The following is a 24,940-nucleotide window of genomic DNA, read 5'->3' on the forward strand; positions in this document are numbered from 1 at the left end:
TTACTTCAGCTTGATACTGGGATTCGGTGCTGCATGTACAGGATAGGTGGGAGACTAAGAAGTAGGAACGCCAGTTCTTACGGAGTCGCTGTTGGGATACCACCCTTGTAGTACTGGATTTCTAACCTGTAGCCGTGACCCGGCTAGGGGACAATGTCAGGCGGGGAGTTTGACTGGGGCGGTCGCCTCCGAAAGGGTATCGGAGGCGCTCAAAGGTTCTCTCAGAATGGTTGGAAACCATTCGTAGAGTGCAAAGGCATAAGAGAGCTTGACTGTGACACCGACGGGTGGAGCAGGTACGAAAGTAGGACTTAGTGATCCGGTGGTATAAAGTGGGATTGCCATCGCTCAACGGATAAAAGCTACCCTGGGGATAACAGGCTTATCACTCCCAAGAGTTCACATCGACGGAGTGGTTTGGCACCTCGATGTCGGCTCATCGCATCCTGGGGCTGTAGTAGGTCCCAAGGGTTGGGCTGTTCGCCCATTAAAGCGGTACGCGAGCTGGGTTCAGAACGTCGTGAGACAGTTCGGTCCCTATCCGGCGTAGGCGTAGGATATTTGAGAGGAGCTGTCCTTAGTACGAGAGGACCGGGATGGACTGACCTCTGGTGTATCGGTTGTTCTACCAAGAGCATGGCCGAGTAGCCAAGTCGGGACGGGATAAACGCTGAAGGCATCTAAGCGTGAAGCCCCCCTCAAGATAAGATATCCCATAGCATAAGCTAGTAAGACCCCTTAAAGACGATAAGGTTGATAGGACAAAGGTGGAAGTGTGGTAACACATGTAGCTGATTGTTACTAATAGGTCGAGGGCTTAACCTAAAAGGTTTGTTTAAAGAAAAGTTGATCAATGTTTAATTGATTAACAATTTGGTTGAAAAAAAGCTTTTCAATCAAATTGTTATATGGTATAATAGAAAAGTGACTTAGTCATCTAAAGTTATTTTAGATGGCCCGGTGGCTCAGTTGGTTAGAGCGCCGCCCTGTCACGGCGGAGGTCGTGGGTTCGAGTCCCATCCGGGTCGCTAACTTGTTTAGCGCAAGTTAAAAAATTGATATGGGATCTTAGCTCAGCTGGGAGAGCATCTGCCTTACAAGCAGAGGGTCATAGGTTCGAACCCTATAGGTCCCATTCAGTTACAGTATAACCGACAGACGATAAGTTCGGTGGTTTAAAATTTATACGCCGACGTGGCTCAATTGGCAGAGCAGCTGACTTGTAATCAGCAGGTTATCGGTTCGAGTCCGATCGTCGGCTTAGGAACATGGATGGGTTCCCGAGTGGCCAAAGGGGGCAGACTGTAAATCTGTTAGCAACGCTTTCGAAGGTTCGAATCCTTCTCCATCCACTGATTGTTATCAACTGTTAAAGCAATTTGTAACAATCGCTAAAAAAAATAAAAATAATATCGCGGGGTGGAGCAGTCTGGAAGCTCGTCGGGCTCATAACCCGAAGGTCATAGGTTCAAATCCTATCCCCGCAACTCCAATCCAAAAGGATTGAAATTAAATAAGTGTACCATTTCCATGCCCAGATAGCTCAGTCGGTAGAGCAGAGGACTGAAAATCCTCGTGTCACTGGTTCGATTCCGGTTCTGGGCACTTGTTTTATGCTTTATTGGCATATAATGTCAGATGTATAAAACTATGGGATATTAGCTCAGTCGGTAGAGCACTTGACTTTTAATCAAGGTGTCCCGGGTTCGAATCCCGGATGTCTCACTAATAAGATGAAGCTGTAAAATAATTGGACAATCCATTATTTTACAGCTTTTTTTGATTTCAAAAATAATACCTTTAACAAACAACTTACAGTTTATCCATATTTGAGTAGAACAAGTTTAAATATGAGTAGAATTCACTGATATGAAACAGTAGAATTAGAGAAAAGTTAGTATTCGATCATTAGTGAAAGAAAGGAGGTTAAAGAGAGTATTAAGATACTTCTTTGGAAAAAGCATAATAATTTGATCAAGTAGTACATTTTATAAATTTAAAATAAAAAAATTATACATACTAAGTAGTAGACATCATATTAACTTTTTTACGTAAAAGAATCATTTCATAAAATACTTGCAATAGTTTAATAGGATTTATTAAGGAATAAGTAATATACAGATTTAACAGCACAGGTTTAGAAAAGTGTAGGTCTAGACAAGGATAGTCTTCTTTTAGTTAAACATGACGAAATGAAATAGAATTAGTTATATCAATTTAATTTAACATGTTTTAACAGAAATAGTCTTTATAATGAAAAATCATGGTTATAGAATTCATCTAAATACACATTATATGTGCTATAATAGGACTATGAAAGTATTGGAGATGATTTTATGACAAAAGAAACAGAACAACTTATAGAGATTGTGAAGGAAAGTAATAATATTGTATTCTTTGGTGGCGCAGGTGTATCAACAGAATCTGGAATACCAGATTTTCGTTCAGAAAATGGTTTATATACTACGGGACAAGGAAAAAAATATTCCCCAGAACAATTATTATCCCATAGTTTTTTTATGAGGCATACGCATGATTTTTTTGCGTATTATAAAAGTCATATGATTTATAAAGAAGCGAAACCGAATCCTGCACATCTTGCTTTAGCTAAGCTAGAGGAGCTAGGTAAGCTATCAGCAGTTATTACACAAAACATAGATAGTTTGCATCAGGTGGCAGGTAGTCAAACGGTGTATGAGCTACATGGTTCTTCTAATAGAAACTATTGTATGAAATGTAGAAAAAGTTTTAGTCTTGATCAAATAATGAAAATGGATACAGTTCCAATTTGCACGAATTGCGGTGGTGTTGTAAAACCTGATGTTGTTTTATATGAAGAGGAGTTAAAACAGGCTACGATACAAAAAGCAATCGATGCAATTTTGAAGGCGGATACTATGATAGTTGGCGGTACCTCTCTTGTTGTATGGCCAGCTGCGAGTTTAATAGAGTATTTTCAAGGTAAAAATCTGGTTTTAATTAATAAAAGTGAGACAACTTATGATACTATGGCATCCTTAGTGATTCACGATTCCATTGGCGAGGTTTTAGATTCTGTTATTCGTACTTTATAAAATCTGAGTAAAACTTGTCTTTTCGATTAGTGTCTTTGTAACTAAGGAAATAAATGAAGATGTTTTAAGTAGCAAGTGCTCCACAGCTTATATATTGTGCTATATGTTATTAATAAATCCTTAAATTTCATAGAAAATAAGCAGATTTGGCATTGAGATATTTTCTATTACATGATAATATGAGTAAGGAATAATTAGGAATAACATAGTGTTGTAAGTTGCAGTAATGATTTATAATTCAGGAGGTATAAAAAATGAAATTTTTTATAGACACAGCGAATGTTGAAGAAATCAAAAAAGCAAATGACATGGGTGTTATTTGTGGTGTTACAACAAATCCATCATTAATCGCAAAAGAAGGTAGAGATTTTAAAGAAGTAATCACTGAGATTACTAATATTGTAGATGGTCCTATTAGTGGTGAAGTAAAGGCTACTACAGAAGATGCAGAATCTATGATTAAAGAAGGACGCGAAATTGCAAAAATTCATCCTAATATGGTAGTTAAAATTCCTATGACAGTAGAAGGGTTAAAGGCGACTAAAGTGTTATCCCAAGAAGGAATTAAAACCAATGTTACTTTAGTATTTTCTGCAAATCAGGCATTATTAGCTGCTAGAGCAGGAGCAACTTATGTTTCTCCTTTCTTAGGTAGACTCGATGATATTTCAACTCCAGGTATTGATTTAATTCGTACAATCTCAGATATTTTCGAGATATATAATTTACCAACTGAGATTATTGCTGCAAGTGTAAGAAATCCAGTTCATATTACAGATTGTGCATTGGCGGGGGCGCATATTGCTACCGTTCCATATAGTGTTATTGTTCAATGTACTAAGCATCCATTAACGGATGCTGGTATTGAGAAGTTTAAAGCAGACTATAGAGCTGTATTTGGCGAATAATATAACGAATAAAGCATAGTACTATGAATAAGACAAGCCTTTTTACCCAAAAGTAATGTGTGGGCTGCATATTTCATTATTTTCGGAACGATACTTATGTTCCTATAATCGAAATGAAGTGCAAAAGGACACCTTTTATTGGAAGTTTAAAATTGAACTTCCGATAAGATAATTTAATAGAAATGTATTTAGGAGGATATCACATGAATAACATTGACACAATGTCCATTAACGCGATCCGTGTATTAGCTGCGGATGCCGTACAGAAAGCGAAATCAGGTCATCCGGGGCTACCACTTGGATGTGCTGCAATTGCTTATGATATTTGGGCAAATGAAATGAAGCATAATCCAGCAAACCCTGATTGGGCGAATCGAGATCGTTTCATATTATCTGGTGGACATGGATCTACGTTATTGTATTCCTTGTTACATTTATTTGGATATGGTTTAACCAAAGAAGATATGATGCAATTTCGTCAATTAGATTCCCTTACACCAGGTCATCCAGAGTATCGTCATACAAAGGGTGTAGAAGCTACAACAGGACCACTTGGTGCAGGTATGGCAATGGCTGTTGGTATGGCAATGTCTGAAGAGCATTTAGCTGCAAAATTTAATAAAGAAAATTATCCAGTAGTAGACCATTATACTTATGTACTCGGTGGAGACGGCTGTATGATGGAAGGTATCTCTTATGAGGCATTTTCTTTAGCTGGTACATTAGGACTTTCCAAGTTAATTGTTTTCTATGATTCTAATAAGATTTCCATCGAAGGCGATACTGATATTGCATTTACTGAGGATGTTTTAAAACGTTTTGAGGCATTCCACTTCCAGACTATCGTAGTGGAAGATGGTAATAACATTGAAGAAATCTCAAATGCGGTAAAAGCTGCTAAAGCGGATACAAATAGACCAAGCTTGATTTTATGTAAAACACAGATTGGTTATGGCTGTCCTGCAAAACAGGGTAAGGCAAGTGCACATGGAGAACCTCTTGGAGATGACAATGTAGTAGCATTAAAAGAAAATATCGGCTGGCCTTCCACAGAACCTTTCTTTGTACCAGAAGAAGTATATGCTCACTACAACGAAATTGCAGCTAAGAAGGCAGAGGATGAAACTGCATGGAATAAGATGTTTGCAGAATATTGTTCTGCTTATCCAGAAATGAAGGAAGCATGGGAGAAGGAATTCGACCTTGATGTTGCAAAAGAATTAATTGATAATGAAGAGTTCTGGTCATTTGAGGACAAGCCAGAAGCAACTAGAAACTTATCTGGTGTTATTTTAAATAAATTAAAGAACTATGTACCAAGTTTAATTGGTGGTGCAGCAGACTTAGCTCCTTCTACAAAGACTTATTTAAATAATGAAGGTGATTTCTCCAAAGACAATAGACTTGGAAGAAACCTTCACTTTGGTGTAAGAGAGCTTGCTATGGCGGCAATTGGAAATGGTATGGTATTACATGGTCTACGTGCTTATGTATCTACCTTCTTTGTATTTAGTGACTATATGAAACCAATGGCAAGATTATCATCACTTATGAGAATACCGACAACTTTTGTTTGGACACATGATAGTATCGGTGTTGGTGAAGATGGTCCAACTCATGAACCAATTGAGCAGCTTGCAATGTATCGTGCAATGCCGAACTTCCATATATTCCGTCCAGCAGATGCTACGGAAACAATTGCTGCTTGGTATAGTGCAGTAACTTCTAAGGAAACTCCAACAGCTCTTGTATTAACAAGACAGAACCTTCCACAGTTAGCAGGTTCATCAAAAGAAGCATTAAAGGGAGCTTATGTATTAGAAGATTCTAATAAGGAGACTCCAGATGCAATTATTATTGCAACTGGTTCTGAAGTTGAACTTGCTGTTGCAGCAAAGGCGGAGTTATTAAAAGAAGGCGTTGATGTACGTGTAGTTAGTATGCCATGTATGGACATCTTTGAAGAGCAAAGCAAGGAATATAAAGAAAGCATTCTACCTAGTGCAGTTCGTAAGAGAGTAGCAGTTGAAGCACTCATCGGATATGGCTGGGAGAAATATGTTGGTTTAGATGGCACAATCGTTTCTATGAACGGATTTGGTGCATCTGCTCCAGCGGGGACATTATTCAAGAAATTCGGATTTACTACAGAGAATGTAGTAGCATCGGTTAAATCAATTCTATAAAACACCTTAATAAAGTATCTTGATTAATTTAGTATGGTTATTGATATCTTAGTAAATATATTCGTTTCTTTAAAATTTTCAATATGGTTAATTATAATTAAGGAGAAAAGAACTTGCAGTTGTGATATGCAAGTTCTTTTTTTGGGCAAATTTAAGTTAAGTCTTGGGGTAATAAACCACGATGAGCATGTGATCCCATTTATAAATGGTAGAGATTAATATATTTTAGTATATTCTAATCCAAATCTAATTAACTTATCTATTGAAATAACCTTGTAGAATAGCTAAAATTAGGTTAGATATAAAGATACTGTAGTTGTATTCGGTTATTAAGTTTTGATTGAAATAGAGGAGGAGTAAAGTATGGCGAAGATATTAATTGTTGAGGATGAAGTTAAGATCGCTAGATTTGTAGAACTTGAACTTAAGTATGAGGGTTATACGGTTGATATTGCAAATGATGGTAGATCAGGCCTTGAAAAGGCTCTAAAGTCAGACATTGATTTAGTATTGTTAGATGTTATGCTTCCTGGGTTAAGCGGTATTGAAGTGTGTAGAAGAATACGTATGGAGTCTCAGGTACCAATTATTATGTTAACAGCGAAGGATGATGTCACGGATAAAGTAGCTGGTCTTGATATGGGCGCCGATGATTATATGACGAAACCTTTTGCTATTGAGGAGCTTTTAGCTAGAATTCGTGTGGCACTCAGCAGACATAGTAAGAGTAGTGCAGAAGCAAAACAGGATGTATTAACTCATGGTGAACTTAAATTAAACCTAACAAGCCATAGTGCTAATTATGGGGAGGAAGATTTAACTCTCACAAAAAAAGAATACGAATTGTTAGAGTATTTAATGAGAAATAAAAATATAGCGCTAACAAGGGAACAATTATTAAATAATGTATGGGACTATGAATATTTTGGAGATACCAATGTAGTAGATGTATATATTCGTTATCTTAGACAAAAAATTGATGATAAGTATGGAGTGCATTTAATAAGTACAGTTCGAGGGGTGGGATATATAATTCGAGATGAAAAATAGAGCTGTTGAAAAGATACGTAGTGTATTAAGAAAAGTTATACTACCATATCGTAAAAAAAAGGAAGCCATGTTGGGAGGAATTCGTCTCTCTATTACCAACCGTATCGCCATGAACTATATGAAACTATTAATTATTAATGGCTTTCTATTCTTCTTTGTATTTTCTATTCTTTATTTGAATATAGAAAAAGGAAGATATGAGGACCTGGCAGAAGAAATTGTTGTTAATTTGGAGAATGATGGAGACGCTTTTTTAACCGTAGTAAATCCCTATTCAAAGCTAGGTGTTAATATGATTTTGTATGAAGTCGACACAGGGCGAGAGGTATACAATGATGTTACTTATGATGTAAAAAATTACAGACGTATCTTTCGCTCAATTCACTATACAAAATCCAGTGATACACATCGTCTTATTCTAGATGATGATATGGAATTTGTTCAAGGAGGAACATTATACCGAGCACAGTTTTTTTATAATATGACGAAAGACTATAATCGTATGTGGTCTTTGCTATGGAATATGTTAATCTTATATGTTATAATCGTATTCTTTATTATACAAGAAGGTAAGAAGAACAATATTAAACTCCTTGAGCCAATTCAATCCATGTCTGCGACAGTAAATCGTTTGACAGTGAGTAATCTTCATAGTGAGCGATTAAATGTAGCAGGAACAAAGAATGAACTAAAGGACTTAGCTATTGTTTTTAATAATATGCTAGACCGATTAGAGACATCATATGATAGACAGAAACAATTTGTATCGGATGCTTCCCATGAGCTTCGAACTCCAATTGCAGTAATTCAAGGATATATTAATATGTTAAGCAGGTGGGGTTCCAAGGATCAAGAGATACTAGAGGAATCGATTGAAGCTATAAAAAATGAAGCGAAAGCCATGCAGGATTTAGTGGAAAAATTATTATTCCTCTCAAGGCATGATAAGAAGACACTAAAGCTAGAGAAAAAGATATTTAATATGAGACCAATCGTTGAGGAAATGGTAAAAGAAACAAAACTTGTAACTGCGAACCGAGTAATTGAAGCACCTTACCTGGAAGATGTTAATGTATATGGCGATAAACAGGCTCTAAAACAGGCAATTAGGGTATTTATTGATAATGCAGTAAAATACACTCAGGATGGAGATACTATCCGTATTTATTGCCGTAACATTCGTGGTGACTGTATGATTGGTGTTGAGGATACCGGTATTGGTATGACAAGAAAAGATATGGATAACATCTTTAACCGATTTTATCGTTCTGATCATGTCCGTGATCGAAAGATTGAGGGTCATGGATTGGGATTATCCATTGCAAAGCTTATTATTATGGCACATACAGGTAGGATCAAGGTACGTTCTCAGTTTACTAAAGGAACAAGTTTTATCGTAACGATTCCAAGAATACGCTATGATAGTTAATAAGAAGGACAGTAAAGGAACTAGATATTCACTTACTGTCCTTTTTTTGTGAATAAAAGTCTCTAAATATGATTGCAGTGTGGATAACATGAAAAGCACTTCGCGAACTTTTCATGAATAATAAAAAAGGTACGAATACAAACACTAACTTAAATAAAAGTTATAAGTTTGTATCAGCACCTTTTATGACGATAAATCATCGCACAAGATTACCCATTTACCACATTTGCTTTTCAAAGTTTTAAATTAAATAAATATGTGAAAATGTTTTAACTGTTATACACTAGTTGGATTTTATGATGTACGCTCTATCGTTTGCTCAAATTTTGTTCATAGTTTGATTCTGCTATGGAAGTTGGGAAGTCAAATCATCTTATCTAAAGGTTATAGATATTTTGACCTCCTTATGAAATCTATGCTATATTTTTAAACTGAGCCATATATAGGTTGTAGTAAGCTCCTTTTCTTTCAAGAAGCTCTGCGGCAGAACCGGATTCAATAATGCCACCATTATCGATAACAAAGATACGATCTGCCTTCTGTATGGTAGAAAGACGATGAGCAATTACAAAGGAGGTACGTCCTTTTAGTAATGCTTCTATTCCTTTTTGAACAAGTAGCTCTGTATGAGTATCAATACTAGAAGTTGCTTCATCTAATATTAAAATTTTAGGTTTTGATACCATAGTACGTGCAAAGGCTAATAATTGTTTTTGTCCAATGGATAAACCAGCACCACGCTCTTTTAATTCTGTATCATAACCTTTCTCCATCTTCATAATGAATTCATGTGCATTCACCGCTTTTGCTGCAGTAATAATTTCTTCGTCAGTAGCGTCAAGTTTACCATAACTTATATTTTCCTTGATGGTACCAGTGAATAAGAAATTATCTTGGGTCATGACACCCATCTGCTCACGTAAGCTTTCGATAGATACCTTAGTTAGGTCGTAGCCATCAATCGTGATAGTACCTTTTTGGATATCATAAAATCTGCTAATAAGGTTAATAATTGTTGTTTTACCAGCGCCAGTTGGCCCAACCAAAGCAATCGTTTCTCCAGGCTTAACATGGAAGCTGACATCACGAAGGACATTGGTATCCTCATCATAAGAAAAGGAGACATGCTTAAAATCGACCTCACCCCGAACATTAGGCAGGGTATGGACATCTTTTGCATCATTAACATCCGGCTTTGTATCTAGAATTTCAAAGATACGTTCTGCACCGGTAATATTTGTTATTAACTGATTGTAAAAGTTACTTAAGTTTAGAAGTGGATGCCAAAACATGGAGATATAAGAACCAAAAGCTACTATGGTACCAACTTCTACACTTGGATCCTTTCCAATTAGATTGACGCCAACAAGGAATAAAAATAGGGTGGCAAGCGCCCAGCAGATATCAACGATTGGTCCGAAGGCATCTGCAAATCGTACTGCTGACATAAAAGAGTCACGATGCTCTTTTAATAATTCGTCGAATTCCTCTTCTGTTTCATCTTCTGCACCAAAACTTTGTATAATACGCATTCCAGATACATCTTCATGAATGAAGGCATTGACATTAGAGCTTTTCTTCTTATGAATCTGCCAACGTTTGTGAGCTCTTGTCTGAACAAACCAAACACCAAATGCCATCAGTGGAAAGCTACAAAGGGAAGCCAGTGCTAGTTTATAGTTTTTCACAAACATAATAATAACAACGGAGCATATGGTAATGAAATCAGGGATTAAAGTTGTTACGCTATTACTTAATACATCTTTCAGGGAGTTAACATCACCCATAATACGAGCAAGGATTTTACCGGTTGGTCTTGAGTCAAAGAATTTAAAACTCAAGGTTTGTATATGAGTGTAAAGTTCCTGACGTATTGTTACAAGTACACTATTGGATAATTTGGACATAATGTACATTCGAAGCTTTACTAAGATTACTAAGGTTATATTTAATACAAGAGCAAAGATTCCAAGTTTTATTAATCCATTTATATTACCACCCTTGATATATTTATCAATTGCTTTTTCTATGATTATAGGATTAATCAAAGAAATGGTAATTGTACCACACATAATAAGTAATACAACAGCGATAGATTTCTTATAGGCAAGTAGATAGCGATATAGTCTTAGCAGGGTATTCTTTTTAGAGGCTACGTGAAGACTTTCATCTTCCTTTATAGCATTCACAGCCATAGTTTCACGTCCTTTCGCTATGAAATTGAAAAATCAATTTTTCAATCTTTCTATTCATGACAAGGAAAAGTTCGCGAAGCGTACTTTTTCTTGTTTAAGCAGTATCACACCTACCAGCAGATGTGATATGCAATGGGAGTTAGATTAATAGTTACATGCAATTACCTCTTTGGAGGTTTCTAAATAATCACCATACTGTGCCATATAGGTCTCATAATAGAGTCCTTCTTTCTTTAAAAGGTCATTATGAGTTCCTCGTTCTGCAATGGTTCCATTTTCTAAGAAAATGATCTCATCTGCATTACGAACAGCACTGATTCTATGAGCGATGATGATCTTAGTCGTTCCATTTAAGGAATTTAAAGTTTCTTGTATCTGATGTTCTGTTTCCATATCGAGAGCAGAAGTAGAATCGTCAAGAACTAAGATTGGAGCCTTTTTTGCAATAGCTCTACCGATGCTGATACGCTGCTTTTGACCGCCCGATAGACCGACGCCACGTTCTCCAATGATGGTATCGTATTGTTCTTCCATCTGTTCGATAAAATCAGAGGCCTGTGCATGTTTCAGTGCATGAATGACTTCATCATCTTCAATGGATGTCTTCTTACCAAGCTTAACGTTCTCATTAATGGTATCAGAGAATAAGAATACGTCTTGCATAACCAAAGAAACGCTTTTTCTTAGTTGGGTAAGATTTAATTCTTTGATATTTACTCCATCTAAAAGTACTTCTCCTTCTTTTACATCATAAAACCTTTGAAGCACATTAATAATTGATGTCTTACCAGCGCCAGTCGCGCCCATAATACCAATCGTTTTTCCAGCAGGCAAATGAAAATTGATATTATGAAGAATTTCTTTCCCATCTATTTCAAAATCTACATTACGAAATTCGATATTACCAGTAATCTCATCAAGAATGACAGGTTTTTCTGGATTTTGAATGCTAGGATTTTCTGCAAAAATCTTCTTAATCTTCTTATTCGAAGCTACAGCAGAGGCAGCAGCGTTTGTCAGCCAGCCTATCATCTCCATTGGCCAGGTAATATTATTGCTATACTCAACAAAAGCGGCAAGTACACCAAGAGTAATTTCACCTTGAATGGTTAAGTAGCCACCATAGATAACAATGATTAATGGAAGCGCTCTAGTAATCAGCTGAAATAATGGCTGATAACGAGTGAGTACTTTGGATTGGCTCATGTTCAAATCATAATAACGTTTGTTATGTGATAAGAACTTTTGAATTTCAAATTTTTCACGAGCAAATGCTTTTACTGTTCGAACACCTGCAAGATTTTCTTGTGCGATCGTATTAAGTGTTGCATTTTGCTCACTGATTTCTTCATATATTCCACCAAGTTTTCTTTCCAAAAGAACTGCTAAGATTGCTACTAACGGCATTGCTATTACTGGAACAAGAAACAATTTTTTATTTAGGTGGAACATGCAATATAAGATGATACTGGTATGAATGACTACCTCTATTAACAACATACTTACGTAGTTAAAGGCGTCCCAGATACGATCAACATCGTCTTTTACACGGGACATAAGTTCACCAGTGTTATTTTTATCAAAAAAATCTACTGACAGTGTTTGTATATGGCGAAATAGTTTGCTTCTTAGATCAGCAGATATTTTGGAACTGACAGAATCAAAGTTATATTCTTTTAAATATCCAAAGATACAACGACCTACGCCAATAAGTAAAACAACAACAAGTAGTGGAGCTAGTTGGTCTCGTTGCCCTTCTCCAATAACATTATCAATAATACGCATTGTAACCTGTGGATTTAGCATATCTAAGCCGACGGTTACGAAAATGCAAAAGATAGCAAAGGCATAACGATACCAGTACTTTTTTAAATAGTGTGAGATTTTCATAAGGTGTCTCTCCTCCTTGCACACCTATAATAGGTTTTTAATTACAAATTGGGTAAAGAAAGGACTGCTCCATTTCTGTCAAGGGTGCTGATCCGGACAGAAACATGACTTGCGCACGACAAAGGATATGGTTTTTCACAGGTGAAACCAATTTTTTAGACAAAAAAAAGCCGTGGCAAGATACCACGGCATTCATTCTAAGATATAATAATACTATAGACGTATACCGGAGGTAGTCCCGCATGAATTAATTGTGTTATTTAACATTCCAAAATTATTAGTTCTGTTACTCATGATTTCTTACCTCACTTTCTTTATTATTTCCATAGATTGAGTAATTCTACGGATGTAATTATGGTTACTTTAGAAGTATATTCCAGTATTAGGAGAATGTCAACCCTAAAATTTATATTTTTTTAATTTTTATGTAAAAAATTTTCGACTTAATTATTTTTTGGGGGGCTAAAACCTCTTTATTTTACTTGATTTTTATATAGTTGACCTGTTATATTGATAGGGATTTGTAACAAATATGAAAAAAATACTTATGTCATTATTACTAAAATTAATAAAATATTAAAGATACATTAAGACTTAAAAACTTCAAAGAATGTTCATAATTTCATGTTATAATAAAGATATTGTAGTGAATAAATGACAATTAACTTTAAAAATTAATTATACAAATTTGAAAAAATACCAGATGGATACATAGTGTAATATTATCGGAGATATTAACATGTTCCGATAATCTGATGACGGTGCAAAACGCACCATTTATCAGAAGGCCGTATGGAAAACTTCTGATAAGTTATATTATTGAAACAAAAAGCGTTTCAATAATCGAAGGTATTATTGAAACAAAAAGCAGAAAGCATGTCTCAATAATCATAGGTATTATTGAAACAAAAAGCAGAAAGCATGTCTCAATAATCATAGGTATTATTGAAACAAAAAGCAGAAAGCATGTCTCAATAATCGAAGGTATTATTGAAATGGAAAGCATGGTTCAATAATCATTATGTAAAGGAATAGGTGACAATTATGGAATTGCCGATGTTTTATGATCAAACAGAGGAATGGAATCGAGCCCTTTTAATTTATGATGCGGCTCTTAAGGAAGTAAATACAAAACTAGAAATATTAAATAATGAATTTAAATTGGCACATCAATATAATCCAATCGAACATATTACTTCAAGGGTTAAAACTCCACAAAGTATTGCCAAAAAGATTCGTCATAATAATATGGAGCTTACCGTTGAAAATATAGTAAAATACATTAATGATGTAGCAGGTATACGAATTATTTGTTCTTTTACATCGGACATCTATCGAATTGCTGATTTGATTCGAAAACAAAGTGATGTAAAAGTACTAAAGATTAAGGATTATATTACAAATCCAAAGCCTAATGGTTATATGAGCTATCACATGATTGTAACAGTACCGATATTTTTATCACAGGAAGTGATTGAAACAAAAGTTGAGATTCAAATTCGAACAATAGCGATGGATTTCTGGGCAAGCCTAGAACATAAGATGTATTACAAATTTGAAGGTAATGCACCTTCTCACATAACAAGAGAGTTAAAAGAGTGTGCAGATATTGTATCATTTTTGGATCAGAAGATGTTAGCAATTAATGAAGAAATAAGAACATATAGTGATGATCCGATGGATCATTATCGTGAGATTGTTTCTGGCATGTTTCATAGTAAAATCAAGGATTCTTATGGAAGCATTGTGGAAGATAATATCTCTGAGGAAGAAGTGGTAAAAGAGAGTGTATCAGAAAATGTAAAAGCAATTGAACAAAAAGAAGAACTTATTATTGATAATGAGGCAGAGGCAAATGTATACAGTGAGATGGTAAGTGCACTACAAGAAAAAGCGTTAAAGACGAAAACGAGTGACAAAGTTCCGTTCTCCTTATTTGGAGGTAGTAAACGTAAAAAACAAGAGATGAAAGCGAATGCTCAATAGATAGCAAAGATAAGGTCAGATTTCGAATCAAAGGATTCTGTTTAAATAAAATTTAAATCTTAGATTATAATTATACAGCATAAAAAGATGGGTACAAGCGAAGTACTACCTGGAAAGCATGATAGCTTTCTATAAGGAGATTTCGCTTGTACCCATTTCTTTTGTTACGATTTACTAGTGTTCTAACTATGTTTTGATATATGGAATGCTAGTAAATTTTATTCTAACTAAAACTTAAAGTTTTTTAGTAAGTCTCCTAAGCCAGTAGTCACTTGCTCTCCTGTACTATATTCCGCTGGTATATCGACTGCATCCTCGTGAACTTCTTCTGCGTCAGAGACTGCTTTTATACTAAGGCTAATCTTACCATCTTTTACATCTAAGACCTTAACCTTCACTTCTTGACCTTCTTTTAATACCTCTGCAGGTGACTTAATGCGTTTTCCACAAATTTGAGAAATATGAACAAGTCCAGAAAGGCCTTCTCCAATTGAAACAAATGCACCAAATGGCATAAGTTTATCAACAATACCAGTTGTTACAATACCTTTTTGTACTTGGGATATTTTATGGGATTTTTCTTTTGCTTCTTCTTCTCTTAATACTTCTTTTGCAGATAAAACAAGTTTATTTGCTTCTTTGTCAGCAGTTATTACGATTACTTTTAATACTTTACCTACAAAGGTAGATACATCCTCTACGTAAGAGAGACTTAGCATTGAGGCAGGAATAAATGCACGAATACCTTCTAAATAAGTTACAACACCGCCATTTACCGCATTAGATACCTTCACAGTGGTAACAGTACGTTCTGTCATCATGGTTTTTAACTTATCCCAAGATAATATATCATCTGCTTTTTTCTTTGAAAGAAGTAGATTACCTTCCTTATCCTCTGATAGTATCATTGCAGTAATTTCTTCTCCAATGGTAACATCTGCTTTAATTGAAAAACGAGGGTCGTTACTCAATTCTTCTAGCTTAATGATACCCTCTGAAGAATAAGATAAGTCAACAGTAACTTCAGTATCAGAGATACCGATTACGGTACCTTTCACAAGGTCACCCTCTGTAAGACGCTTTAAGGAATGTTCCAGTTCTGTTTTAAAATCATCCATGGTTAAATTAGTTTCGTCCATTATTTTCACCTCATTTATTTTGTGTAGTTTGGTCCTATTTTGCTTCTATGTATACAGCAAAACTATGACAAACCCGATGTTTTTAGTATAGCACGGTTGCTCCAAAGAAACAATGACTTACTTGATTATTGCCATTTGGTGTATTAATATGATGGGAGATAAGTTTAAAATAGGCGCTGTGCTACAACGTATTATACCCAAAATCAGAGAAGAAATGAGGGAAACTATGAGAGCATTTGTAAGTGATATTAACAAATTTTTAGGAAATGGAAAATGCAATGAGGAAGGAAAATCCTTAGAAAAATTTTTAACGGAGTATGATCCTAATAAATATCAAAATCCATCTGTGACCGCAGATTTCTTGGTTTTTCAAAAGCCAGAAAATAGTTATGACCTTCAAAAAGATTTAAAGCTTTTATTGATTCAAAGAAAAAACCATCCTTGCATAGGGTGGTGGGCCCTACCAGGAGGATTTGTTGAAATCCATGAAGATATAGATAAGGCAGCAGCGAGAGAACTTTTAGAAGAGACCGGGCTTAGCGATATTCCTATGGAGCAAATCTATACCTTTGGAAAGCAGGACAGAGATCCAAGAACAAGAATTGTAACCGTAGCATATCTAGCGCTCCTTGAATCAAATCAAAAAGTGGAGGCTGGAGATGATGCAGCAGAAGCAGAATGGTTTTCGCTAAGTATTGAGAAGGAATACGAAGAGCTTTTAGAGGAAGGCAATGCTATATTAAAGCATAAAAGAAAAAGAGAACGTTACCACATCAGAGTAACCTGCGAAAAAAATCAAGATATAAAGGCAGAAGCTACCGTGGACTATTTTTGTAATATTGATACACTATTATTACAAGAGGATTATGAGGTTATTTGTAGTAATGGAATTTCATTTGACCACCCTGCATTTATCTTAAGAGCATATCAGTTACTAAGGAAGAGGATGTGATCGAATCATTACAGTTAGCCTTTAAAAATGCAGGGGTAAATTATTTTATGATAAGTCATTATATTATTTTATGATAAGTCATTATATTATTTTATGAAAAGTCATTATATTACTTTATGAAAAGTCATTATATTACTTAATGATAAATCATTATATTACTTAATGATAAATCACTATATTACTTCATATAGAAAGGAATTTCCTTGTTTCCCTACGCGGTCAATGGTATTCATATGGTATAAAATATTAAGAGCTGTGGTGGCAATTCTTTGGGGAACCCCTGCAGCTTTTTTATAATCTTTAGTAGTAAACTGTTTTGGCAGATTAGCAGGTAATAGTTTATTATAATCGTCCTTTGTTACGATAACCATTTCATCAAAAAGTGCAACAGGAATACCATCATTTCTAGTGGAACCTTTTTTCTTATCCTTACTCCAACCATTTAGTAAACGATATTCCTCCACGTCCATGGATATAATATTAAGGTGAAGATTCGGGTCTTTCAAGTAATCCTTAATCTGATAAAGTTCAGGAAAAATCTGATATGCAACTCCTGTTTTTGGTGACTTTCTTGGCTTTGATACTTCACCGGTTTCTTCATTTACCCAACTTAACCATTTGGTATGAGCCACCGGATAAACGATAGTTACCTCATATTCAGGAAGATAAACTTCTAGTTTTCTACGGAGTTTATGAAATTGCCTAGTCTGAATTTCTATGATATGATTCTCAATTAAAATATCAGCCACAAAGTTTTTCACCTTTTGCTCATGACAGGCTGTATCTGGTGAATAATAATGCTTTAAAACGGAATGGATCGTTTTCTCACTTAAGGTACCAATTCCGTTTTCTTGTAGGGCTTGGTCAATGACTTGGGAGCAGGAGATTTGAAATAATTCTTGGTTCATGGCATGATATCCTCTCTTTATAATTAAGAATAGAATACCTTAGTTTTCTTATGGATGCAATAAGAAAGGTTTAATACGGATGGAGTTATATAGGGAGTATTTAAGGGAGATAAAGTTTCTTTCCTCAAATCATTGCAATTTCCTCTATACAGGTATAAAAATGTAGGGTATAGTATTAGAATGAAAAACCATCCTTTCAAGTAAATTTTATTAATGCTTTATGCTATGTTATTATAATCTTATAAATTTGCATGACTAGACGTTAGAATAGACCTATATATTTTAGTTAATCAATGAAAGAACCATGAAAAATTAAGTGATACCGATGTTTTTGAAGAAAACACATCATAATAAATATAAATAACAGGAGGATTACTATGAGAGAAAAAGAGATCGCAGGAGAATTACTTTCCTATATTAAAAAATCAGCATCACCTTATCACGCGGTATTAGAAGGAATTACTATGCTTGACGAAGCAGGCTTTATAGAGCTTGATTTTCGTAAGACTTTTTGCTTAAAAGCAGGTGGTAAGTATTATACCAAACCTTTTGGAACTACCTTATTTGCATTTACCATTGGCAATCAGGTGACAAATACGCAGCAGTTTCGCTTAGCTTCTGCACATACAGACCATCCATGCCTTCATGTGAAACCAACTGCAGAGTTAACTAGCAAAGGGTATTTACGAGTTAATACAGAAATATATGGTGGTCCAATTTTAAATACTTGGCTTGATCGCCCACTCTCTATTGCTGGTAGAGTAGCACTTAAGAGTGAAAATCCATTTGCTCCAGAAACTAGGGTAATTCGTGTAGATAAGCCGTTTTTAACAATTCCTAACCTTGCAATTCATATGAATAAAGAGGTAAATAAAGGTGTAGAGTTAATGAGGCAGACAGATATGCTTCCACTCATGGGTGTATTAAATGAGACATTAAATGAAAAATCTTATTTTATAGAGTTTTTAGCAAAAGAGCTTTCAGTTGAGGTTAGTGACATTTTAGACTTTGACCTATATGTTTTCTGTGCTGAGGACGGATTGCTACTTGGTATGAACGAAGAGTTTATACAGAGTCCAAGACTTGATAATCTTACTTCCTGTCATGCATTACTTCGTGGTATTATTGATGGAAACCGTGAGGATGGTATCAACGTTATCGGTTTATTTGATAATGAGGAAATTGGAAGTGAAACGAAGCAGGGAGCAGATTCTGCATTGTTTTCAATGTTCCTTGAGAAGATTTATCAAGCATTAGGTTATGATAGAGCTGCGCTAAATGATTCTATCTTAAGCAGTTTTCTCATCTCTATGGATGTGGCTCATGCTCTTCATCCAAGCAAGATAGATAAATATGATCCAGTGAATTATGCACTAATGAATGATGGTGTAGTATTTAAGATTAGTGGAAATCAGCGTTATACCTTTGATACAGAAGCGATTGCATCCATGGTTATGCTATGTGACAAATACAACATTCCTTATAAGAAATTTGTGAATCATTCTGATGTAATCGGTGGTGGTACAATGGGACCGATTATCTCCTCATGGCTACCAATGAAGACTGTAGATATTGGTATTCCAATGCTAGCGATGCACTCTGCTAGAGAGCTTATGGGTACCAAAGATCAGAAGGCATTAGTTGATCTTGCTACCGCATTTTTTATGGAATAAATGACAGCAATTTACTTTAGTATTCATAATATATACACCCACAATCCCATGATATGTGAAAAGTCACAAAAGGAAGGTTTGATTAAAAGACTTTCTTGACATATTTCACAAAGTTTGCTATAATTCATTTGGTCGGTATCGAGAAGGTATTGTCCGGAGGATGAAGCATTGGGGAATGTTTAGAGGGCGAAGCTATTAAAAAAATAAGATTGATGAACCGGTGTATTACAGTACAGCACTTATAATTCTTGTATGGGGACGAGAACAGCTGTAAGGAAGAATACAAGTTTCATCAATCTTATTTTATTTTTACTAGGATAAGTTTACGAAATGTATTTTTTTGTTTTAAAAAAGAGTACCTATAAGTTTATAAAATATGTAAAATAGGATAAAATAGTAGAAGAAATTTAATTTGGAATACCGTCTCAAGACAATGCAAAATGCTAAACTGTAGTAATTATATTCATGAAATGAAGTTAAAAATTTTTTCTAATAAATTTACAAGCGAATTAAGTGAGTTTAGAAAGAAAATAATTATATAAGTAATAAATAAAGCATATTTTATTAAGTTTATGAACGCTCTTATTTTTATTTGCATATTAATCCTTTCACATTGACAAACAGGGGATAGTGGTATATCCCTATTACTAAAATATTAATTGAGGTAGTTGTTTATGATTGGAATACCCTTGACAAATATAAACTAGAAATGTATACTTGATGCAAATTCATATAAAAAATGCTGAGAAAAGAAGAGTATATATGGAATGCTGAACAGAGAACCTTGCCGGAAGAAATTCTTAAGTGCTGAGAGCAGGGGACAGTGGAACATATAGAAGATGGTCTTGGAGCTGCGTAGCTGAGGTTTTAAGCTTAGGTTACGACGTATTCACACGTTAACGTGAGAGACTGTGTTAGCAGTCGGTAAGATACTAGCTGAAAAGTTAGTATGAATTAAAGTGGCACCACGGGAGATACTCTCGTCTTTAAATAGACGGGGGCTTTTTTTATTTTTAGGCTTGTTTTACAAGCAGGCACCCTATTCTTTATTTTTAAGAAAAAACCACATAATAGTCGTAATGGGTGTTAGAGAGTGTTAATTTGTATTATTTTATACCATTAAACTAACTATAAATATAAGGAGGAGATGTTATGAGCAAAAAGCCATATTACATCACAACTGCAATTGCATATACATCAGGTAAGCCGCACATTGGAAATACCTATGAAATCGTGCTTGCGGATAGTATTGCAAGATTTAAGAGATTGGAAGGTTATGAGGTATTCTTCCAGACAGGAACCGATGAGCATGGACAAAAAATTGAGGAAAAGGCTGCAGAAGTAGGAGTTTCTCCAAAAGAGTTCGTAGATAAGGTAGCAGGTGGAATTAAAGACATTTGGGATTTAATGAATTCTTCTTATGATAAATTCATTCGTACAACCGACGTGGATCATGAAAAACAGGTTCAGAAGATCTTTAAGAAGTTATATGATCAGGGTGATATCTACAAAGGTAATTACGAAGGAATGTATTGTACTCCATGTGAGTCCTTCTTTACTGCTTCCCAGCTTGTAAATGGAAAATGTCCTGACTGTGGAAGAGAGTGTCAGCCAGCAAAAGAAGAAGCGTATTTTCTAAAGCTTAGCAACTATACGGGGAGGTTAATTGATCATATCAATACACATCCAGAGTTTATTCAGCCAGAATCCAGAAAGAATGAGATGATGAACAACTTCTTATTACCTGGATTACAGGATTTATGTGTATCCAGAACCTCTTTCAAATGGGGTATTCCAGTAGACTTTGATCCGAAACATGTTATTTATGTATGGATTGATGCGTTAAGCAACTATATCACTGGTATTGGTTATGACTGTGATGGAAATTCTACTGAGCAGTTTAATAAGTTCTGGCCAGCGGATTTACACTTGATTGGTAAGGATATTTTACGTTTCCACACAATTTATTGGCCAATCATGTTAATGGCACTTGATTTACCATTACCAAAGCAGGTATTTGGTCATCCTTGGTTATTACAGACGGATCCAAATGCAAAAGACGGTTCTGGCGTGAAGATGAGTAAGTCCAGAGGTAACGTATTATATGCCGATGATTTAGTTGAATTCTTTGGTGTAGATGCAGTTCGTTACTTCGTACTTCATGAGATGCCATTTGACAATGATGGTGTGATTAACTGGGAGCTTATGGTAGATCGTATGAATTCCGATCTAGCGAATACCTTAGGAAACTTAGTAAATCGTACGATTTCAATGTCAAATAAGTACTTTGAAGGTGTTGTAAATAAAACTGACGTAACAGAGCCAGTAGATGCAGACCTAATTGAAGTTGTAACAAAGACGAGAGATAAAGTGGTTGCAAAGATGGCAAACCTTCGTGTTGCAGATGCAATTTCTGAGATCTTTACGTTATTTAAGAGATGTAATAAATATATTGATGAAACGATGCCATGGGCTCTTGCAAAAGAGGAAGAAAAGAAGGCTAGACTTGAAAACGTATTATATAACTTAGTTGAGAGTATCTGTATTGGTGCTAATCTTTTAGAGCCATTCTTACCAGAATCCGCAGAGAAGATTTTAGCACAGTTAAACGCTAAAAAGAGAAACATTGAGGAGCTTGCTACATTTGGATTATACGATAACGGTACGAAGGTTACAGATCAGCCACAGATCTTATTTGCTCGACTTGATTTAAAAGAAGTTTTAGCAAAGGTGGAAGAGAAACATGCAAGCGAAGTAGAGGAGACAGCAAAAGTGGAAGAAGTAAAACAAGAAGAAACTGTAATTGAGATACCAGCAAAAGATGAAATTACCTATGACGATTTTGCAAAACTGCAATTTCAAGTAGGTGAAATTATTGCTTGTGAAGAAGTGAAGAAATCAAAGAAACTTCTTTGTTCCCAAGTTAAAATTGGAAATCAAGTAAAACAGATTGTATCTGGAATCAAGGCTCATTATACTGCAGAAGAAATGGTTGGTAAGAAGGTTATGGTTTTAGTGAACTTAAAGCCAGCAACTTTAGCAGGCATCGTATCAGAAGGTATGTTATTATGTGCTGAGGATGAAAATGGAGTACTTGCATTAATGACACCAGAAAAACCAATGCCATCTGGAGCAGAAATCTGCTAAGGAGTGAGGAATATAAAGCTATATATTGTAAGGAATTTAAACCTATTTTTTAAAAAGTAGATAAAAAGGGAACAAGGGAGTCTTTGTGTGGTGTTTCTTAACACTGTAGAAAGACAATCTTGTTCCCTCTTTATTCTGTGTACTGGCCTTGCTAACCAGAAACAGAATAAGGATTATACGGAATATGGGGCAGAATTTTTCACTTGTTTTAGTAGGAATTTATAGCGGTGTTGGATTGCATTCACCTGATAGATACAGCTATCTATTAAGTCTGGATCAACGACATTCTCAAAATTAGAATAAGCGGACTCTAATTCTTTTTGTGTATTTGCGATTTCTTTTAATAGTTCTTTGTTAAATTCATCTTGGTTTTTCTTAAATAATTTCATACCATTCACCACCTTTTAATAGCTATAAGAAAGCAAATTAGAAAGCTTCCATTTTAATAATTTGTTATATTATAGTCTTACATTGGAATCAATATACATGCTTGTATTCTTTTTTCTATTTATTTTCTTGTTTTTGGATTGGCTAAGCGGAATATAAGTTCACCTGTAACATTGTACCGGTGATATCTTAATCATAAATTTAATTTGCATTAAGAAATGGAGCAAGAATGAAGAAAAAGTGAGAAAACTCTATGAGAATTTAGTCTATCTTTTCTTGGACAGAATATACTTACATTAAATAGGCCAAGTGGTCCTAAGGTATTTAAGAGAGAGGTAAAAAGGAATATGAAGCAATATATTTCCTATTTGTTATTTGCACTTGCTGGTATGCTATTTGCATGGTATCTATATGTGAATCATAAGAAATGGATTGGTACTGTAATCGTTCGTGCAGTTCTATCCATTGTTGTAATTTATCTTATTAATACAGTTGCTCTAAATTTCGGTATCGTAACGTTAGTTGGAGTTAATATTGTAAGCATTGGAGTAACGGCATTCTTAGGGGTTCCGGGTTTACTGTTATTATATGGAGCGTCACTTTTTTTCTAAGATAGTAATGTAGTGTGTTGATTATTATCTAAAAATGAAATAATATAAAATGTTTAGATTCTATGTTCTATCGATGAAAGAATGGACAGGTTCCAGGAAAGAATTGACGGTTTACAAATAAAGGGATAAGATAGATATATTCATTGCATTAAAATACACCTAATGCAATGATTTTTTTTGGATTCTTGATATTATTGTAAGAGGAGGTGAGGTTATGGATTGGCAAAAGTGCATGAACCAAGCACTTGATTATATTGAAAATAATCTATCTTGTGATATTGATTATTCTGTAACGGCAAAGATTATGAACTGCTCGGAATGGGAATTTCGTCGAATTTTTTCTTTTTTTGCTCAAATTCCATTATCCGAATATATTCGTCGCAGGCGATTGACAATGGCTGCAATAGATATTAAAAACGGCGAAAAAATAATCGATGTTGCTATACGCTATGGTTATGATTCTCAAGCAGCTTTTTCAAGAGCATTCAGTCGATTGCATGGAATAGCGCCATCCTTGGCTCGAGACGAGGGGGCTATGCTAAAAATATTTCCACGCCTGACCTTCAAACTTATATTAATGGAGGGAAATAGTATGGAGAAGAATCCTGGTCACAGAACAAATATTATAGGTGCAGGCGAAGTTGGTTGTGCTGTTTCGGTTGATGGGGATAAGAATAACATTCGCAAAATGAACGGCTCTTTTTGGGACACGAAAGGAAATGAGGTTATCGGTACAACTGCGCTACCTTTATATGGAGCATTTGTTTCGGAAGAAAAATGTCGTCTTTTTGGCAATGTTTCAGGGAAAAAACTATTGGAAATATGTTGCGGAACTGGCCATTCTCTGCAATATCATGGTGACCGCAATGCTTCCGAGTTATGGGGTATCGATATTTCTGAAAAACAAATAGAAAAGGCTAAACAGCATTTATCGTCGAAAGGTTATTTGGCAAAATTGTTCTGTTCTCCAATGGAAGAAGACTGTGGAATACCTGTAGATTATTTCGACTATGTTTATTCGATTTATGGTGTAGGCTGGTCTACAGATCTTGCGGGTACTTTTTGTCGGATTGCTTCCTACCTAAAAAAAGACGGCGTATTTATTTTCAGTTGGTCTCACCCAATACACAAATGCGTTGCTTTCGAAAATGATTCGCTTTCTTTTAAAAAATGTTATTTTGATGAATCTTGGTATTCTGTATCTCTTGATGGGGGTGCAATATCTTTATCGGATCGTAAGCTATCAACTTATATCAATGCTTTAACAAAAGCAGGATTTATTATTGACGAAATGATTGAAGAATCTGATGATGAGATTATTCAATTAAAAAAGGATAGTGACTTTGCTAAAAAGGCTAAAATGCTTCCAGTAACATTTGTAATCAAAGCAAGGAAATTATAGCAA

Annotated in this window: 16 protein-coding genes, 7 tRNA genes, 1 rRNA gene, 1 pseudogene and 1 other annotated feature (1 of these 26 running past the window's edge); of the genes and pseudogenes, 20 read left to right on the top strand and 5 right to left on the bottom strand. The window is 35.1% G+C overall.

Translation table 11 applies throughout. From position 1 onward, the window contains the following. The 13 genes from CPHY_RS00080 to CPHY_RS20435 form a co-directional block, all read left to right on the top strand. A 23S ribosomal RNA gene (locus tag CPHY_RS00080) occupies nucleotides 1-825 on the top strand (it extends 2,091 nt beyond the left edge of the window). Between the two features lie 129 nt (nucleotides 826-954). Continuing rightward, nucleotides 955-1,028: transfer RNA gene (locus CPHY_RS00085), tRNA-Asp, on the top strand. 34 nt (nucleotides 1,029-1,062) lie between these two features. Further along, nucleotides 1,063-1,135 (top strand) — tRNA-Val (locus CPHY_RS00090). A 53-nt stretch (nucleotides 1,136-1,188) separates the two neighbouring features. Continuing rightward, a tRNA-Thr gene (locus CPHY_RS00095) sits at nucleotides 1,189-1,261 on the top strand. Nucleotides 1,262-1,270: 9 nt separating this feature from the next. Next, nucleotides 1,271-1,352: transfer RNA gene (locus CPHY_RS00100), tRNA-Tyr, on the top strand. 61 nt (nucleotides 1,353-1,413) lie between these two features. Beyond that, nucleotides 1,414-1,487: transfer RNA gene (locus tag CPHY_RS00105), tRNA-Met, on the top strand. Between the two features lie 45 nt (nucleotides 1,488-1,532). Beyond that, a tRNA-Phe gene (locus CPHY_RS00110) sits at nucleotides 1,533-1,605 on the top strand. A 47-nt stretch (nucleotides 1,606-1,652) separates the two neighbouring features. Further along, nucleotides 1,653-1,725: transfer RNA gene (locus tag CPHY_RS00115), tRNA-Lys, on the top strand. Nucleotides 1,726-2,336: 611 nt separating this feature from the next. After that, complete coding sequence (locus CPHY_RS00120) at nucleotides 2,337-3,074, top strand: NAD-dependent protein deacylase (RefSeq protein ID WP_012198046.1); 738 nt, start codon at nucleotides 2,337-2,339, stop codon at nucleotides 3,072-3,074. A 254-nt stretch (nucleotides 3,075-3,328) separates the two neighbouring features. Next, nucleotides 3,329-3,982: a fructose-6-phosphate aldolase gene (gene fsa, locus CPHY_RS00125; RefSeq protein ID WP_012198047.1), complete on the top strand. Its 654-nt coding sequence runs from the start codon at nucleotides 3,329-3,331 to the stop codon at nucleotides 3,980-3,982. 203 nt (nucleotides 3,983-4,185) lie between these two features. Continuing rightward, on the top strand, nucleotides 4,186-6,168 hold the full coding sequence (tkt, locus tag CPHY_RS00130; RefSeq protein WP_012198048.1) for a transketolase: 1,983 nt from the start codon (nucleotides 4,186-4,188) through the stop codon (nucleotides 6,166-6,168). A 363-nt stretch (nucleotides 6,169-6,531) separates the two neighbouring features. Then, nucleotides 6,532-7,218: a response regulator transcription factor gene (locus tag CPHY_RS00135; protein ID WP_012198049.1), complete on the top strand. Its 687-nt coding sequence runs from the start codon at nucleotides 6,532-6,534 to the stop codon at nucleotides 7,216-7,218. Beyond that, on the top strand, nucleotides 7,208-8,647 hold the full coding sequence (locus CPHY_RS20435) for a sensor histidine kinase (RefSeq protein ID WP_012198050.1): 1,440 nt from the start codon (nucleotides 7,208-7,210) through the stop codon (nucleotides 8,645-8,647). Before CPHY_RS00135 ends, CPHY_RS20435 begins: the two co-directional genes overlap by 11 nt. Nucleotides 8,648-9,060: 413 nt before the next feature. Here CPHY_RS20435 and CPHY_RS00145 read toward each other — a convergent pair whose 3' ends face one another. Beyond that, nucleotides 9,061-10,842, bottom strand: a complete 1,782-nt coding sequence (locus CPHY_RS00145; RefSeq protein WP_012198051.1) for an ABC transporter ATP-binding protein — start codon at nucleotides 10,840-10,842, stop codon at nucleotides 9,061-9,063. 144 nt (nucleotides 10,843-10,986) lie between these two features. Next, nucleotides 10,987-12,732, bottom strand: coding sequence for an ABC transporter ATP-binding protein (locus CPHY_RS00150; protein WP_012198052.1), 1,746 nt, complete (start codon nucleotides 12,730-12,732; stop codon nucleotides 10,987-10,989). A gap of 761 nt (nucleotides 12,733-13,493) precedes the next feature. Between CPHY_RS00150 and CPHY_RS00155 the strand changes: the two genes are divergently transcribed. Further along, entirely contained in the window at nucleotides 13,494-13,748 is a 255-nt protein-coding gene (locus CPHY_RS00155) for a hypothetical protein (RefSeq protein ID WP_198301328.1), read from the top strand. 28 nt (nucleotides 13,749-13,776) lie between these two features. Then, a pseudogene (locus tag CPHY_RS00160) lies at nucleotides 13,777-14,391 on the top strand (GTP pyrophosphokinase); the annotation flags it as partial. A 554-nt stretch (nucleotides 14,392-14,945) separates the two neighbouring features. Here the strand turns inward: CPHY_RS00160 and CPHY_RS00165 are convergent. Beyond that, nucleotides 14,946-15,857 (bottom strand): S1 RNA-binding domain-containing protein, encoded by a 912-nt coding sequence (locus CPHY_RS00165; RefSeq protein WP_012198055.1) that lies wholly within the window; start codon nucleotides 15,855-15,857, stop codon nucleotides 14,946-14,948. A 226-nt stretch (nucleotides 15,858-16,083) separates the two neighbouring features. Between CPHY_RS00165 and CPHY_RS00170 the strand changes: the two genes are divergently transcribed. After that, the gene (locus CPHY_RS00170; RefSeq protein ID WP_041703002.1) at nucleotides 16,084-16,809 is read left to right on the top strand and encodes an NUDIX domain-containing protein; all 726 of its coding nucleotides are present in this window, start codon (nucleotides 16,084-16,086) and stop codon (nucleotides 16,807-16,809) included. A 173-nt stretch (nucleotides 16,810-16,982) separates the two neighbouring features. Here the strand turns inward: CPHY_RS00170 and CPHY_RS00175 are convergent, their stop codons facing one another. Then, entirely contained in the window at nucleotides 16,983-17,717 is a 735-nt protein-coding gene (locus tag CPHY_RS00175) for a hypothetical protein (RefSeq protein ID WP_012198057.1), read from the bottom strand. Between the two features lie 377 nt (nucleotides 17,718-18,094). On the opposite strand from CPHY_RS00175, the gene CPHY_RS00180 reads away from it, so the two are divergent. Together CPHY_RS00180 and metG are read left to right on the top strand one after the other, a co-directional pair. Then, nucleotides 18,095-19,390, top strand: coding sequence for a M18 family aminopeptidase (locus CPHY_RS00180; protein WP_012198058.1), 1,296 nt, complete (start codon nucleotides 18,095-18,097; stop codon nucleotides 19,388-19,390). Between the two features lie 735 nt (nucleotides 19,391-20,125). Continuing rightward, nucleotides 20,126-20,381: a binding site (T-box leader), on the top strand. 161 nt (nucleotides 20,382-20,542) lie between these two features. Then, nucleotides 20,543-22,537, top strand: coding sequence for a methionine--tRNA ligase (gene metG, locus CPHY_RS00185; RefSeq protein ID WP_012198059.1), 1,995 nt, complete (start codon nucleotides 20,543-20,545; stop codon nucleotides 22,535-22,537). A 173-nt stretch (nucleotides 22,538-22,710) separates the two neighbouring features. Here metG and CPHY_RS00190 read toward each other — a convergent pair whose 3' ends face one another. After that, entirely contained in the window at nucleotides 22,711-22,926 is a 216-nt protein-coding gene (locus tag CPHY_RS00190) for a YaaL family protein (RefSeq protein ID WP_012198060.1), read from the bottom strand. 345 nt (nucleotides 22,927-23,271) lie between these two features. Between CPHY_RS00190 and CPHY_RS00195 the strand changes: the two genes are divergently transcribed. After that, nucleotides 23,272-23,535 carry a pro-sigmaK processing inhibitor BofA family protein gene (locus CPHY_RS00195; RefSeq protein WP_012198061.1) on the top strand — a complete coding sequence of 88 codons (264 nt, stop codon included), beginning with the start codon at nucleotides 23,272-23,274 and terminating at the stop codon, nucleotides 23,533-23,535. 214 nt (nucleotides 23,536-23,749) lie between these two features. Continuing rightward, nucleotides 23,750-24,937: a helix-turn-helix domain-containing protein gene (locus CPHY_RS00200; protein ID WP_041703011.1), complete on the top strand. Its 1,188-nt coding sequence runs from the start codon at nucleotides 23,750-23,752 to the stop codon at nucleotides 24,935-24,937. Nucleotides 24,938-24,940: the final 3 nt, after the last annotated feature.

Source organism: Lachnoclostridium phytofermentans ISDg, from assembly GCF_000018685.1.
GTDB classification, from domain to species: Bacteria; Bacillota; Clostridia; order Lachnospirales; family Lachnospiraceae; genus Lachnoclostridium; species Lachnoclostridium phytofermentans.

Bases quoted from the DNA above. Each gene is read 5' to 3' on its own strand.
- CPHY_RS00120 (WP_012198046.1), top strand. From the start codon at position 2,337: ATGACAAAAGAAACAGAACAACTTATAGAGATTGTGAAGGAAAGTAAT.
- fsa (WP_012198047.1), top strand. From the start codon at position 3,329: ATGAAATTTTTTATAGACACAGCGAATGTTGAAGAAATCAAAAAAGCA.
- tkt (WP_012198048.1), top strand. From the start codon at position 4,186: ATGAATAACATTGACACAATGTCCATTAACGCGATCCGTGTATTAGCT.
- CPHY_RS00135 (WP_012198049.1), top strand. From the start codon at position 6,532: ATGGCGAAGATATTAATTGTTGAGGATGAAGTTAAGATCGCTAGATTT.
- CPHY_RS20435 (WP_012198050.1), top strand. From the start codon at position 7,208: ATGAAAAATAGAGCTGTTGAAAAGATACGTAGTGTATTAAGAAAAGTT.
- CPHY_RS00145 (WP_012198051.1), bottom strand. From the start codon at position 10,842: ATGGCTGTGAATGCTATAAAGGAAGATGAAAGTCTTCACGTAGCCTCT.
- CPHY_RS00150 (WP_012198052.1), bottom strand. From the start codon at position 12,732: ATGAAAATCTCACACTATTTAAAAAAGTACTGGTATCGTTATGCCTTT.
- CPHY_RS00165 (WP_012198055.1), bottom strand. From the start codon at position 15,857: ATGGACGAAACTAATTTAACCATGGATGATTTTAAAACAGAACTGGAA.
- CPHY_RS00170 (WP_041703002.1), top strand. From the start codon at position 16,084: ATGAGAGCATTTGTAAGTGATATTAACAAATTTTTAGGAAATGGAAAA.
- CPHY_RS00175 (WP_012198057.1), bottom strand. From the start codon at position 17,717: ATGAACCAAGAATTATTTCAAATCTCCTGCTCCCAAGTCATTGACCAA.
- CPHY_RS00180 (WP_012198058.1), top strand. From the start codon at position 18,095: ATGAGAGAAAAAGAGATCGCAGGAGAATTACTTTCCTATATTAAAAAA.
- metG (WP_012198059.1), top strand. From the start codon at position 20,543: ATGAGCAAAAAGCCATATTACATCACAACTGCAATTGCATATACATCA.
- CPHY_RS00190 (WP_012198060.1), bottom strand. From the start codon at position 22,926: ATGAAATTATTTAAGAAAAACCAAGATGAATTTAACAAAGAACTATTA.
- CPHY_RS00195 (WP_012198061.1), top strand. From the start codon at position 23,272: ATGAAGCAATATATTTCCTATTTGTTATTTGCACTTGCTGGTATGCTA.
- CPHY_RS00200 (WP_041703011.1), top strand. From the start codon at position 23,750: ATGGATTGGCAAAAGTGCATGAACCAAGCACTTGATTATATTGAAAAT.